Genomic DNA, 13,852 nt, shown 5'->3' on the forward strand with positions numbered 1-13,852 from the left:
GGCCATTTTCATTGTTTCCGCCGCATGGATCGGCGCCCGTGCGTCCGGCCGAGGATTGAAGGTGTCTGCAGGATGAACCTTTTTGAAGCGAATTTCGGACGACTTGGCAAGCTGCGGTCCCCGCACAGGCGCGTCTGGCGCTTTTCCCCGGATGGGGCCGAGGCGGTGCAACTGACCAACGGGCCAGGCGGTGACGGCCTGCCGCACCCGTCGCCCGTCGACGGCACGCTGGCATTTGTTTCCCATCGCGCGTTGCAAGAAAATATGTCGCTATTACTCAACGGCGACCTCGGCGAGTGGCGCCGCGCGATCGGCTGGTTCGACTGCTATCTCGGGTGTCCCCGGTGACGGGCTCGAGCCCCGTCGTCTTCGTCACGCGACGGCTCGTCGAGGCGATCCTAGTGCTCCTTATAATCTCCTTCAGCCTCTTCGCGCTCGTCCACATCGCGCCCGGCGACCCAGTGCGCTCCCTGCTTGGCGCACGGGCGGCAGACCCGGCAACGCTGGCAGCCATCCGCGCGCGTTACCACTTGGACGATCCGTTCCTCGTCCAATATGGCAAGTGGCTGTCGCAGGTGATCCGAGGCGACCTCGGCGTCTCCATTCAGGGCAACCGGGCGGTGACGAGCACCATCGCGGATCGGCTCGGCGTCACGATCTTCCTCACCTTGATGAGCACTATTCTTGTTCTCGGCCTCGGGATCCTGCTCGGTGCGGTCGCCGCCTTCCGCCGTGGCACGCGGCTCGACCGGGCGGTCGTCGTGTTCGGTGTTTTCGGCATCAGCTCTCCACCCTTCGTCACCGGCATTTTCCTTCTCTATGTGTTCGGCGTTCTCCTGGACTGGTTCCCGATCTTCGGTCCGGGAAGAGGATTCCTCGACCGTGCCTGGCATCTGGCGCTTCCGGCGCTTTCGCTTGCGATTTCGGTCATGGCGATCGTCGTCAAAATCACTCGCGCGGCGATGATCGAGGAGCTGGCCCGAGACTACATCACGTTTGCGCGGGCGCGCGGACTGAGTTCGCGTCGCATCTTGTTTGCCTACGTGTTGAGGAACTCCCTCATTCCCGTGGTCACTGCCGCTGGGCTCATCGTCGTCGGCATCGTGGCTAGCGCGATCTACGTCGAGGTCACCTTTTCTTTGCCAGGTCTCGGCGAGTTGACGGTCGATGCGATCCAGAAGCGTGACATTCCGACGATCCAAGGGACCACCCTGCTTTTCTCCGCCTTCGTCGTGCTGGTCAACCTTGCGGTCGACGTGATCTATATGATGATCGACCCGCGCATCCGTTTCGGTAGAGTCGAGTGATGAGGGCCTCAGCCATCGGCGAGACACGAAGGAGGAAGCAGCCAATGCGCATCCCGATCGTCATTCTCGTTGCTGCGCTGATTGTGACAGCGGTGGTGGTCTGCGCCGTCCTCGGGGAGAGAGTTGCCCCAGGTTCACCCTTCCTCCAGCGTCTCGAGGTCGGCGATGCGCCGCCTTCCGCAGTCCACATTGCCGGGACGGATCTACTCGGCCGCGATGTGCTGTCGCGCGTGATCTACGGTGCGAGAACGGCCCTAGTCGGCCCGGTCGTCGTCGCCGCCGGCGCTTTCGCGATAGCGACCTTGCTTGGCCTTCTTTCGGGCTATCTTGGCGGTTTGGTCGATTCGGCGATCATGCGCTGGGTGGATTTCATGCTCTCGTTGCCGGGGCCGCTCGTGGCGGTCGTCGTAGTTGGCGTAGTGGGAGGTGGATACTGGACCGCCGTACTTGTCCTGGTCGTCCTTTTCACCGCCCCCGATACGCGCATTGTGCGGAGCGCGGTCCTTGAGCAGCGACCGCTTCCTTATATCGAGGCCGCGCGCACTCTCGGCATCTCGAAGACGCGTATTCTGTTCGTGCACATCCTCCCGAACGTCGCGCCGATCATCTTCGCCTATGTCGTCCTCGACTTTGCCTTCGCGTTGGTCAATCTCGCCGGGCTCTCGTTCCTCGGCCTCGGCATTGAGCCCGGGACCCCTGATTGGGGTCGGATGTTGTTCGAGAATCGCACTATCCTCTTCTCCAATCCGGTTGCGTTGCTCCTGCCCGCGGGAATGATCATCCTTACGGCGATCAGCGTGAATCTCATCGGCGACTGGCTGTTCGAGCGGTTTGCAAAATGAACACGACTGTGGCGCGCAAAGGTCAGAAGGGTCCGCTCCTCGAGGTCGAGGGGCTAGCGATTTCACACGGCGCGGTTCCCATTACGACGCCCTTGGGGATCGTGGTGGAGCGGGGCGAGATCATTGCGATCGTCGGCGAATCCGGGTCCGGAAAATCGCTCACGGCGAGGGCAATCGCCGGCATATTGCCGCCGGGCATTAACGCCACCGGCGCCGTCACGTTCGACGGCATTCCCCTCATGCGGCTTGCCCAGAGCGAACTCCGGAAGATCCACGGGTTTCGTGTGTCGATGCTTATGCAGGATCCGTTCACGATGCTGAATCCCCTGATGCGAAGCGGCGACCACATTGACGAGATGCTGCGCGACCGGCCCGAGTTCGCCTCACGCGCAGCAAGAGCGGAGGAAGTGAAAAGACGCCTCGCAGAAGTAGGCATAGTCGACGAGGATGTCGCCCGCCGCATGCCATTCCAGCTGTCGGGGGGCATGTGTCAGCGCGTCGCACTTGCGGCCGCGATCGCCCGCGACCCGGAGTTGCTCATTGCCGATGAGCCCGCGACAGCGCTCGACGTAACGACTCAGGCGGAGATCATCAAGCTTCTGCGTCGTGTCCAGCGCGAGCGGCAAATGGCCCTCATTCTCATTACCCACAACCTTCGGCTCGCGTTCTCGACCTGTCAGCGCATCTATGTGCTCTACGCCGGCTCAATGCTCGAGGTCGGCGACGCCGCTGCTGTGGAGCGTCAGCCGTTCCATCCTTACACCTTGGGACTCCTGCTCTCGGAACCGCCGGCCGATATTCGCCTGCCTCGGCTCGTCGCGATCCCGGGCTCCGTGCCGCGCGCGGCCGATGTTGTCGACAGCTGTGGGTTCGCTGACCGCTGCGACTGGGCGAAGCAGATTTGCCGTGCGGGCAAGCCGCCGCTGGCCGCTCGCGACGCGAGCCGGTTCACTGCATGCATCCGCCAGGACGAGATTCAGGGCGAACTCGACGCTGTGTGCACTGCGACGCTCTCGGCGGCGCCGACAACGTCGCGCCGGGGAGGAACCGCAGGGGCGCTCGTTCGCGTCGACGCGCTCGTCAAGACATTCGTGGGCAGGCGGGGCCGCCCGATCTGCGCGGTAAAGGACGTATCGCTACACATTATGCCGGGGGAAAGTGTCGGCCTCGTCGGCGAATCCGGCTCGGGCAAGACCACGCTTGGGCGCTGCCTCGTCGGCCTCGAAACCCCGACTGCTGGCGACATCCTTATCAACGGCATCGCGGCAGCGGATTTCGGCGCCATGCCGAAGGCGGACCTCGCCCGGGTTCGGCGGACAATTCAGATGGTCTTCCAGGATCCGTATTCGACACTAAATCCTAGGCATAGCGTCGGGCAGGCCCTGGGCGAGGCGCTCGGGGCGTCGGCGGGCACTACTGGCCCAGCAACGCCGGAACGGATCGCGTCGCTGCTGGCGGAAGTCGGCTTGTCTGCCGCGTACGCCACACGCCGTCCGGTGTCGCTCTCGGGGGGCGAGCGCCAGCGAATCGCCATCGCACGCGCGCTTGCTGTCAAACCGGCAATCCTCGTTTGCGACGAACCAGTATCCGCCCTCGACGTCTCGGTGCAGGCGCAGGTGCTCAACCTATTCAGGCGCCTGCAAGTTGAGCACGAGCTCTCATATCTCTTCATCATGCACGACCTCGCTGTCGTCCGCCAGATCACCGAGCGCATTTATGTCCTCTATCTTGGCGAGATCGTAGAGGAGGGGCCGACGGAGCGGGTGATCGATAACCCGCAGCACCCGTATACACGTCGCCTCGTTGAATCGATCCTGCGCTCGGCCATCTAACGTGCCCTGACCCAACTCAGCCGGGAGGGGAGGGGGAGAAAGTCGCTAACGTCGCCACGGTGCCTCACCGGCAGTACCGGTCTTCGGGACGGGTGTCTATTTCGGGAGTACTTGAAGGGCCCCGATAGTACCTCGACGGGACCCGCCGCCTCAAGCTCGACGGCATAGGCACTTCCAAAGGCCGGCCATTATTAAGTATAGGCTAATCCACCGAGAGTTGCTGGAAGAGATTATATGAATGCAACTTTCTCATGTAGGCATTCCGGAGGAAGCTCATCTAGTACTGGATCAATCCGTTCTGACCGGATCATATCTGCTGCGGCGAAATAGTTGGAACGTCTTCCGTCCCAAAGCGTTTGGATCGGTGCCGAGATAAGAGAGCGTAAAATAAGCAGCTTGCCGCTTCTCGGGCCTGTTGGAGAAGATCGGGCAGTTCTTCGTGATAACGATATCGCCGTCCCCGAATGTCGCCGCGAGAACCCGCTCGACAGGACCGGGAATGCAACGCGGTTCATCGCACCGTCGCGTGCCGTCATCAGGAAAAGCTTGTGAGCGCTCGTGAAGGTCGTGGTTTCCCAATGACGTCTAAACACCCCCGACCGCCACCGTTCTCCAGAAACGAGCGTTGGCGTCGGCGCCACATCTTCGGCGCAAGTGCCGTGACGCCGGCACGCCCGCGAAGGCGACTACCAGGCTATCGGCCGCAGCCAATGCAAATAGGCCGAGGGGAGTGGTGGCAACCAACGGCGGGTTCGCCTGCTTGTTTACCGGCTGCGATCAGTAGCGACCGTTTTCACCGACTACGTGCTTACCAGCAGAAGGATGTAGGCGATCACGGTGACCATCAATGCCCGGAATGCGAACGTGACACAGCGGTACTTTCCACGTGCTATGGTTGAGAGGATATCGGCGTTCTCAATGTACTGTTCGAACAGATAGCCCTTGTCGCGCTTCGTTGCCGCCTCGCGAAAGTGACCACGATGCTTGGGCCAAGATCCCCAGAAAAGTGACGTCGACGAGTTCACGTGACGCGGCAGCACCACCAGAATCGCCGAGAGGATGGAAACGATCGACGCCAATGCCAAGGCGCCGGAGAAAATTATGCCCTGTGGGGTGCCTTGAGCATAGCGACCCCAGGTAAACACCTCCCGTCCCTCGCTGGACGTTACCAAAAAGGCGAGCATGAAAGTAAAGATATAGGCAGCCTTCTGATCGGAAATTTTGATTTGGTCGTAGAAGATGTCATTGATCTTCTTGATATGGTCGAGATATTCAGAGCTCACGTCGTCGGTTGAAGGTGTACTGACCAGATAATCTGAGGCATTCTCAAAATCGCTCACGCTGTCCCCCCGTGCCGAAGTGTTTCCTTGATATTACACTTGCCACGCAAAGCAAGTCGCCTTGTGAGATCACGCTTGACTTTTCAAGCACAGGTAGACAAATCCTTGCGATATGAGGGGTCGATTTGCGAGATACGTGTGCGGGGGCACGGCGATCGCGCTGGTTGCGTTTTGTTTGACGCAGCCAGCCGAGGCGGAGCCTTTGCGGCGCACGGCGCGGGCGGCAGGTTCGGTCATTGACCGCAAGACGGGTGAAGAAGTTCGCTTCGTCGATCTTTCCAGCTGGCAGAACGTCGCCCTTCATCAAGACCTGCTTGGCGGCGACGTATTACGCACCAATGCCAATGGACAGCTGGCGATCCTGTTTGCCGATCACACGCAGGTTCGCCTTGGCCGCAACTCTGCGCTGCAGGTCAAGCAGATGGCTGCCGATGGCGACACGGTTCTCAATCTGCAATCCGGCACGATGTGGGCGCGCGCGCAGCGCGGCGGTCAGGCACTGACAGTGGAGACGCCGGCCGCAGCCGCCGCCATTCGCGGGACCGACTGGACGATGACGGTCAAGGGCGACCAGACCTCGCTGATTGTGCTTGAGGGGCGGGTTGAGCTCAAGAACGAGCAAGGCAGTGTCGAAGTCGCGCAAGGCGAAGCGGCTGTCGCGACGATTGGGCAGGCCCCCAGAAAGTTGATCATCGTCGCCCCAGACGATCGCGAGCAGATGCTGTTTTATCTAACATTGCGCAGCGGCTTTACCTTCATGCCCGCCTCGCCGCTGCCAATGCAAAAAATGCGATCCGAACGCAGCCGTATCGAGGCCAAGGCGCCGGAAGCAAGAACGTCAGAGGACTGGCTGACGCTTGCGGAGGTACAGATGTCGTTCGATGGGCGTCAGCAGGCGCTCAAGTCGTTGGCCAAAGCTCGGGCGTTGAAGCTATCAGCCAGCCAACGCGCCCGGGCCGACTTGATCGAAGCGCTGATTGCGGGCGCGGAGAAACGCTACGATGAAGCGGCAAGGTTGTTTTCGCAGGCCGAGCCGGCGCTCGATCCTAAGCGCCGCAGCATTGCAGCCTATGGAGGCTACTATTCGCGCTCGCTGCGCGATCCCGATCACGTGGAGAAACCACCAGCGACCATTACCGGTCCTTACGCAGCGGTGATGAAAGCCTATACTGCAGGCTTTCTCGAGGATATTCCCGCCGCCATCAAGATCATAAAGGACGCGGAAGCACGCTATCCGATGGATTCGCAGCTGCCGGCGCTGCGCGCGCAGCTTGCGATCTTGATCAATGACCAGGTCCAGATGCGTGAGGCGATCTCGCGTTCGCTTTCGATCGATCCCACAGATCCTGATGGGTTGCAGGCCCGCGCTCGTGTGCGCGCCGACTTCGAGGGGAACCTCGACGGCGCGCTTGCAGACCTGAACAATGCGCTCAAAGTCTCGCCGGGTTCATCGATGGCTTGGAATGATCTCGGTCTGCTTCAGGATGCGCGGGGCGCCAGCCGCGAGGCGGAGGCTGCCCTCAAGAAGGCGATTGAACTCGATCCGGACGACCCGATCAGTCACGCCAATCTTGCCATCCTTTATCTTGATCAATCACGTATGAAGGAAGCAAAACGCGAGATCGACCTGGCATTGGCCGCCGATCCAGCCTTCGACATCGCCCTTCTTGCCCGTGGCCGCTACTATCTCCAATCGGGAGAACGGGACAAGGCGATCGAGGATCTTCTTGCGGCATCGACGGCCAATCCCGGCTATTCGCAAGCGCAGCTCATGCTGGCGGCAGGCCATTATGAACGAGGCGATCGAGATCCCTCAAACCAGGCTCTCGAAAATGCCGATCGGCTGGACAAGAACGATCCCGTCATCTCGGCATTTCGAACTGCCGTTGCCATTGATGACTACGACGCAGATGGAGCGATCGCAAACGCCCAGGAGTTTTTAAGGCGAGCACGCGCCCGCGGGGGAGATTTCAGCGCGCTTGGAGCCAACCAGGATGCCGGTTCGACGCTTAACAACGCCTTCCGTTTGCAGGGGCTCGATGCCTGGGGGCGATATTATGGGGATGCGGTTTTTGATCCGTTCGAAGGCAGCGGCTTTGTGGATCAGGCGCTCAAGGGCAGTATCAATCCGTTCAAGAATGCGATCACGTTCGGCGACAGTGTGATCGAAAACACGAGCAATGCGACGAGCTTTTCGTCGCTGTTTCAAGGACTGCTGCTCGACCCGCACATGTTGTCAGGCCGATCGAGGTCTGCCACGCTGCTGAATACTCCGTTCATTGAAGGCGCTGTCGGTGGCGGCATCAACAGCGTCGGCGGTCACACGGGACGCATCGGTGAAGCCGAGATCCAGGGCTTTGCCAACCAGACGATACCGATCAGCTTCCTCGGTAATTTCGAGTGGGAAGAAATACCAGCTGAGGGAAGCTATCCCAACTCTGGCAGCTTCTCCACCGAGACCAAGCTGCTGAACGCTAATGGATACCTGACGGCCACTCTGACCCCAGAGGATCGCGTGGTTGCGTTTGTCAACCAGACCCGCAGCGATTTTGACCTGAATTCTTTGACGCTCGATCCATCGCCATCGATCCGGCTGAACGCTGAGTTCTTTATCCCTCTCTTCGGGGTGCCGTTGGCCCCGCCTGAATTGCCGCTTTATCGCAGTCAGCACAACAGTCTTGACAATCTCAACAGCGGAATTGGCTGGAGCCATACGTTCGGCTATCGCAATGTCGTGAACGCCGCGCTTCTTTATGCGGACGTGAAGTCTGAGAGCGCAAATGACTTCCAATTCGATCAATCACCGCTATTCGGGGTGACGACCCCGAGCTTGCTGCCGTTTGGGCAAAACCGAGAAAGTCTCTCGTCCAAGAGCTATGTCGCAGCCCTCAGTCACAGCTTCGGCATCGACAATGGACTGACCTGGCGATACGGCGTCGAGGGAGGGTGGATCGACACCCATAGCAGCAGCTTCAACGAGCTTTATGAGTTGGTCCCTGGTTTTGTCCCCGATATCACGAACGGGCCGGACGAAGCGTCGAGCAGAACAAATCTGGCACGGGCTTATGTGGACCTGCTCCATGAGATCACGCCGGACGTGAAGGCCGAATATGCTTTGCACGCCACCCGCCTTGAGGGAGATGGCATTGACGTCAGTCGCCTGGAGCCACGATTGGGCCTGGCCTGGGCACCTGTCGAGGACCAGTGGCTGCGCGCTGCGTTCATGCGCCAGAGTGTCGAAACAGGCGTGCCGACACTTGCCCCGATCGGCATTGTCGGACTGCAGCCCAATCAGATTGCGGTCGGTATCGACGGTTACGTCGACACGGTGGCCCTGCAGTGGGATTCCCAATGGACTGACAAGTTCTTCACGTCCATGGGCTATCAGCACCAGGAATTGCATGACATGACGATCGGGTTGCCGCTGACGGCGCTGCCAGCGATCGACAGCCTGCCTCTTGCACGAGGAAGCCTTGACCGGGCAAGCATCACCGCAAATGTGGCGCTCGGCAATGGGTTCGGTCTTTCAGCGACCTACGCCCGCATGGACTCGGAAGACAAGGATGAAACAAGCGCCAACTTTGGCGGTGCCCTTCCGTTCATTCCGCAAAACTCCGGTCAAGTAGCCATAACCTGGGTCAATGAAGCGAAGGTGAAAGCGACAATCGCCGCCAATTATATCGGTAAACGGGATGGTGATGACCTAGGCACAGAGCTTGACGACTTTTGGACGCTTGATGCCAATATGATCTGGGAGCCATTCGACAAGCGCTTTGCTCTCGAGGTCGCAGCATTCAACCTGCTCGATGAGGATTTTGAGATAAGCCCCGGTGTTCCGGGTTGGGGCCGTGCCGTGAAGGGCACTTTCAAAGTTCGGTTCTGATGAACAGCGCTCCGCCCCCCGGCCAATCGACAGTGCCTCCCGGTTGGCCGTTCAGTAACCGCGGCCTTCGCCTGCTTATCCTCATTCTCGTGACGCTTATCGGAATTTCCCTGCTTTCGCGCCTGCCGGCGTGGCCGCTGCTGGAGCTCAAGTCTTTCGACTACTTGTCGACCGTCGACGGGCTGCTGCCACCGGGGGAGGGGCCGGTGATCGTGGCAATCGACGAGCCTTCACTTGCTGCGATCAATGCGCAGTGGCCCTGGCCGCGCAGTCTTCATGCCGAGTTGATCCGGCAGCTGAGAGCGGCTGGCGCAAAAGCGATCGGTCTCGACATCATCATGGCGGAGCCTTCCACGCCGGAGAACGACGCGGCGATTGCGGCCGCAGTCGGCCCGGACATCGTGCTTGCTGGCGACGAAACGCTGATCGAGACACCGCAAGCCGACCAGCTCGTGCGGGCGACCCCACTGCCGCAACTAACGGCGGCCGGCGCCCGTACGGGCATTGCCTCGATCGAGCTTGGTGGGGACGGTGTTTTCCGCACAGTCCCGATCTATGAGGATGGTTTTGCCATCGCGCTTCTCAGAGCTGCCGGCAGCGGCGCTGCGGCAATCCCGCCAGACGCGATGATCCAATCCTTCGGACCGGCCCGAAGCTATCCGACGGTCTCCTACTATCAGGCGCTTGACCCGAAGAACTTCCTACCTGAAGGCACGTTCAAGAATCGCGTCGTGCTGGTTGGCCTTAGTCTTCAGAACGCGCCGGAGATCGACAAGGGCGGCGCCGATGCCTTTGCCACACCCTACACGATGCATACGGACAAGCTTACGGCTGGCGTCGAAATCCAGGCAACGATCTATGATAATTTGCGCCAGGGCATGTCGATTACCCGCACGGGTACCGTACCTTTTGTCAGCTTCGTCCTGCTTGCTGCGGCACTTGCTGCGGCAACTGTTTGGAAATCAACCGGGTGGCCGACCCTGATCGCAACCGCAGTGGCGATATTCGCATTCGCGCTGCTTGGTTATGCCGGTCTACGGTTCGGCCGTTTTTTCGTATCGCCGTTGGGGCCGACCGTCGCTTTCGTATCGGTTGCCTTTGGCCAAGCGGCTTTCGATTTTGCCGAGGAGCGCAGGAACAAGCAGCGCATTACCCGAGCCTTTTCGCAGTATCTTTCGCCCGACCTGGTGAAAAAGCTCTCTGACGATCCGTCGCAACTGAAGCTCGGCGGGGAAAGACGAACGCTGTCTGTCCTGTTTTCCGACGTCCGTGGTTTCACGACGATTGCCGAAACGATGAAGGACGATCCGCAAAAGTTGACCGGCTTGATCAACCGGTTGCTGACGCCGCTCTCCGATATCGTCATGGATCACGGCGGCACGATCGACAAATATATGGGCGACTGCATCATGGCATTTTGGAACGCACCGCTCGATGACCCCAAGCACGCGCTCCACGCTGTTGAAGCATCCCTTGCAATGCAGGCCGCTATTGCCAAGCTCAACAAGGAGCTCGAGGCGGAAGCCCAGGCAAGTGGCGCACCCCTGCATGTGCTGAAGATGGGCGTCGGTATCAACACGGGTGAATGCGTCGTCGGCAACATGGGGTCGAACCGGCGCTTCGACTATTCGTGTCTTGGCGATGCGGTCAATCTTGCCTCACGCCTTGAAGGCGCATCGAAGAACTACGGGGTGGCTATTCTGCTCGGCGAGGAGACCGCACGGCTTGTAAGGGGGGCTTACGCCGTGGTCGAGCTGGACCGTATTGTCGTAAAGGGCAGGACGGTGCCGTCGCCTGTCTTCACGGTCGTCGAAAGCGCCCGACCGGCAGATCTTGAGATGCACGCCAGGTTTCTCTCAGGGAAATACGATAAGACCTTGACGCCCCTCGACGCCGTATTTGAAAGACTGGCGACGGCTATACCATCTCTTAGGCTATATTACTCAATCGTCCGAAGCGAACTCGCGCGCTCGAACGAGGAGTAGTATCGCGGAACGCAAATGGAGTGTTTCCCTGATTGTAACCAGCGGTGAACAGCTGCGCCCGGACTCGTCTACCGAAAGACGACGAGGGGGTTGGCCTCCGGGACACGATCAACAGTGACGAGCTTGTCTTGATCACGTTCGCCGAACTCTCCCGGAAGCGTATCGAGGATGAAGGACGCCAGTGGCAAGGCGGACTGCGTCAAATGAACAGAAGTGACACTGCATTCCTTCGTCACTGCTCTCTCTTTCTCTCTTTGGTCGCAGATGCGGTTTCACAAACTTTCAAGAGCGTATTGATTTCGTTGCATAAAACCATGAATGCAGCCGCGACGAGCTCGTCGGGTGTATCGTCCATCTCAGCAATCAATGCATCCGCCTCTTCGAGTGCGCGAGACGCCATGGGCGTAGCCGCTCCACTTTCGTCAAGCGTCAGCCGCAAATCTCGGATGTTGACGACGCCGCGAGAGATCAATTCCTTTCGGTCGCTCGGTTTCAGCCGGTGGATTTGGTTTACGGCCCGAACGAGCTCCGCGACAAAATCCGATGTTGTCGAGTTGCTTGACATGCGCGTCCCCTTGTCTTCGAACGGCAGCGGCTTATCCAAGAGACTCTCGGCGAAATGACTTTCGGTTGCCGGATGTATTTTAATAAACCGTTGCGGGCAACGCAAGCGCGGAACGGGCTTTGGCCTGGGTGGGGCCTTCTCCAAGTTGCTTTTCAATCAACTCTAATGCATCATCAGCTTGTACTTCATTCATTGGAGCAAGCGATGCGGTACGCAGTTGTTCTCGGGTCCGACGTATGCATGATCTCCAGGCACCTAGCGGCGGCAGAGACGGAGAGCGAGTTCTTCTCCACCCGCTATGGCAAGCCCGTGAGGCTCGTTCTTATCGGTGATGACGATGACGCCGATAGCCGCTTGTTTCGCCAATTAGCTATACGAAACCCGCGCGAGCAGATGTGATGACATCGAGGGGCTCCGCAATGCAACGTTATTGTTAGAACCTATTTCACGTGGTCCTTCAAACATGGATGCCTTCTATCCCACATCGCGTTACGTCGCGTTTGAGACCGGCAACGCTCTAATCGGAGCCAATCGCAGCAGCAGCTCTCCGCCCAAGCTAACCGTGATATAATCGCGGGCCATCCCGCGGCGCGGGTTATCGCAGAACTACCGTACCGTCGCTATTGGACCAAGTGAGAGGCCGATCGTCGGCTTCTCTCTTCATCGGGAAGGCCGCCGAGCAGATTCTCGCCAGGTAGCGTCGACAAAGGAGGTCCGGCTTACACGCGTAGGCGGACCCTCAGTTTGCCGCCCCATGGCTTAATGGGCACGACGGCGGCGAAACAGTCGAACGGGTTTCACCGGTCAAGTACGCATTGCATTGAAGAGGCAACTGAGAGAGTGGATGCAAGAGTCAAGGACCCCAACCCGCAACTCCCAGGCGACTTCCGGAACTTTGCATCGAAATGCGGCTGTTCTTGGCTGCTGTCCGCGATCACGAGATCGACAAACCTGAAGCAGGTCGCCAGCGTCGACGAGGAAGAGCGTCAAGCGCTGTAGTTCCTGCACGAGAACATCGAGAAGGACGATCTGGCCGTCATCAACAATGGCCTTGTGCACCTACAGAATATGAAGCGCTTAGGTAGCTTCAGGACGTAGCCGATGGCCTGGTCATCGCCTTCGCCAGCGCGGTTGGAGCGTGAAGACATTTCTCATATCGGGTAGCGTGCCGAAATAGCCAACCTACAAAAGCCCTTGCGAGTGGAATTCTGAGATTTGCCGGGATTACGAGTGCCGTGCGCTTGGTATTGGATGCGAGAAGCCTATTGAATAGAAATTGAATTGATGCTTTTGTCTACGCCTCGCATTCTCATCTTCAATCGGATTTGGCTCGCGGAAGTCAGAAAAAACGGCCAATGAGCTCAACGTTTCCTCAACACATCGCCGACGCTACTGTTACGCCGGAAATGCTTGAGGAGGTCACAGTAGCGATTTCCGACGAGGTCCAAGCTAGAGGCGGCAAGACTGATGACCCCATGTGGATTATATACCGTACCTTTTGGGGACGTGACATCAACCCGTTAGTCACAACGGCTATTTTTTTCCGCATGCAGGCACTAAGTGAGTTGATTAACGCCGGAGAGCTATCAGAGTGGCAGTTGCCGGGGCAGTATGAACACGGCGCGGTCATGATCGGCGCGGAGGTTTTCAGGGCTGCTGCCGCGGCAAAGCTGATCCTTACAGACGAACGAGGGGATTCCCCTCGATTCGAGCCATCTGAATTTCGCCAGCTCGTTCTAGCTGCCGCAAAGCCGGACGGACGGTGCTAGCGGGAAAGAGCACGGGTACCAAACTCATAGTTGACATGGTGCATGCCCGTGTTGACCCTGAGCTGATCGGGCGGACTGCCACTGATTTTACCGAACGAGAGCGGGCCAAGATGGTTCACGAGGCCGACCATCGTCGAGCAAACGACCGCTATGGAAGCTAGGGACGAGGCGCTGCGACGGAGCATCGTCGTGGAAAGTTGACCGGCCGCGATCTGACCGTGGAAGCGGCCTGATCAGGCCACGCCGATCCGCAGCAGATCGTGGAAATGCACGAGCCCGACCGGGCGGCTGTCATCGTCGATGACGATCAGGGCTCCGATGCTGTGTTG

General features: G+C 59.2%; 12 protein-coding genes. 8 read left to right on the top strand and 4 right to left on the bottom strand.

Translation table 11 applies throughout. The annotated features are described in order from the left end of the window. The first annotated feature begins 72 nt into the window (after positions 1–72). From ATY80_RS17670 to ATY80_RS17685, 4 genes are read left to right on the top strand one after another with little or no spacing between them, the layout of a single operon-like run. Positions 73–348 carry a hypothetical protein gene (locus ATY80_RS17670; RefSeq protein WP_088693668.1) on the top strand — a complete coding sequence of 92 codons (276 nt, stop codon included), beginning with the start codon at positions 73–75 and terminating at the stop codon, positions 346–348. After that, a complete protein-coding gene (locus ATY80_RS17675) occupies positions 345–1,307 on the top strand; it encodes an ABC transporter permease (RefSeq protein ID WP_189637196.1) in 963 nt (320 codons plus the stop codon). The genes ATY80_RS17670 and ATY80_RS17675 overlap by 4 nt, the downstream gene beginning before the upstream one ends. 44 nt (positions 1,308–1,351) lie before the next feature. Continuing rightward, the gene (locus tag ATY80_RS17680) at positions 1,352–2,149 is read left to right on the top strand and encodes an ABC transporter permease (protein ID WP_088693670.1); all 798 of its coding nucleotides are present in this window, start codon (positions 1,352–1,354) and stop codon (positions 2,147–2,149) included. Then, complete coding sequence (locus tag ATY80_RS17685; protein WP_189637198.1) at positions 2,146–3,981, top strand: ABC transporter ATP-binding protein; 1,836 nt, start codon at positions 2,146–2,148, stop codon at positions 3,979–3,981. The genes ATY80_RS17680 and ATY80_RS17685 overlap by 4 nt, the downstream gene beginning before the upstream one ends. 800 nt (positions 3,982–4,781) lie before the next feature. Here ATY80_RS17685 and ATY80_RS17695 read toward each other — a convergent pair. After that, complete coding sequence (locus ATY80_RS17695) at positions 4,782–5,321, bottom strand: Pycsar system effector family protein (RefSeq protein ID WP_088693672.1); 540 nt, start codon at positions 5,319–5,321, stop codon at positions 4,782–4,784. 112 nt (positions 5,322–5,433) lie between these two features. Between ATY80_RS17695 and ATY80_RS17700 the strand changes: the two genes are divergently transcribed. Both ATY80_RS17700 and ATY80_RS17705 read left to right on the top strand, forming a co-directional pair. Then, positions 5,434–9,204, top strand: coding sequence for a FecR domain-containing protein (locus tag ATY80_RS17700; protein ID WP_088693673.1), 3,771 nt, complete (start codon positions 5,434–5,436; stop codon positions 9,202–9,204). After that, entirely contained in the window at positions 9,204–11,189 is a 1,986-nt protein-coding gene (locus tag ATY80_RS17705; protein WP_088693674.1) for an adenylate/guanylate cyclase domain-containing protein, read from the top strand. The genes ATY80_RS17700 and ATY80_RS17705 overlap by 1 nt, the downstream gene beginning before the upstream one ends. A 68-nt stretch (positions 11,190–11,257) precedes the next feature. On the opposite strand, the gene ATY80_RS29035 is transcribed toward ATY80_RS17705, so the two are convergent. Together ATY80_RS29035 and ATY80_RS17710 are read right to left on the bottom strand one after the other, a co-directional pair. Then, positions 11,258–11,425: a hypothetical protein gene (locus ATY80_RS29035; RefSeq protein WP_189637199.1), complete on the bottom strand. Its 168-nt coding sequence runs from the start codon at positions 11,423–11,425 to the stop codon at positions 11,258–11,260. Next, positions 11,422–11,793: a hypothetical protein gene (locus ATY80_RS17710; protein ID WP_245306860.1), complete on the bottom strand. Its 372-nt coding sequence runs from the start codon at positions 11,791–11,793 to the stop codon at positions 11,422–11,424. Before ATY80_RS17710 ends, ATY80_RS29035 begins: the two co-directional genes overlap by 4 nt. Positions 11,794–11,958: 165 nt before the next feature. Between ATY80_RS17710 and ATY80_RS17715 the strand changes: the two genes are divergently transcribed. Together ATY80_RS17715 and ATY80_RS17720 are read left to right on the top strand one after the other, a co-directional pair. After that, positions 11,959–12,153: a hypothetical protein gene (locus ATY80_RS17715; protein WP_088693675.1), complete on the top strand. Its 195-nt coding sequence runs from the start codon at positions 11,959–11,961 to the stop codon at positions 12,151–12,153. Positions 12,154–13,109: 956 nt separating this feature from the next. Then, complete coding sequence (locus ATY80_RS17720; protein WP_088693676.1) at positions 13,110–13,523, top strand: hypothetical protein; 414 nt, start codon at positions 13,110–13,112, stop codon at positions 13,521–13,523. 233 nt (positions 13,524–13,756) lie between these two features. Here ATY80_RS17720 and ATY80_RS30155 read toward each other — a convergent pair. Beyond that, positions 13,757–13,852, bottom strand: a 96-nt coding sequence (locus ATY80_RS30155; protein ID WP_348626636.1) for a CBS domain-containing protein, incomplete at its 5' end; no start/stop codon positions are given.

It is taken from the genome of Rhizobium sp. R711, from assembly GCF_002211365.1.
In the GTDB taxonomy this organism is placed as follows: Bacteria; Pseudomonadota; Alphaproteobacteria; order Rhizobiales; family Rhizobiaceae; genus Rhizobium.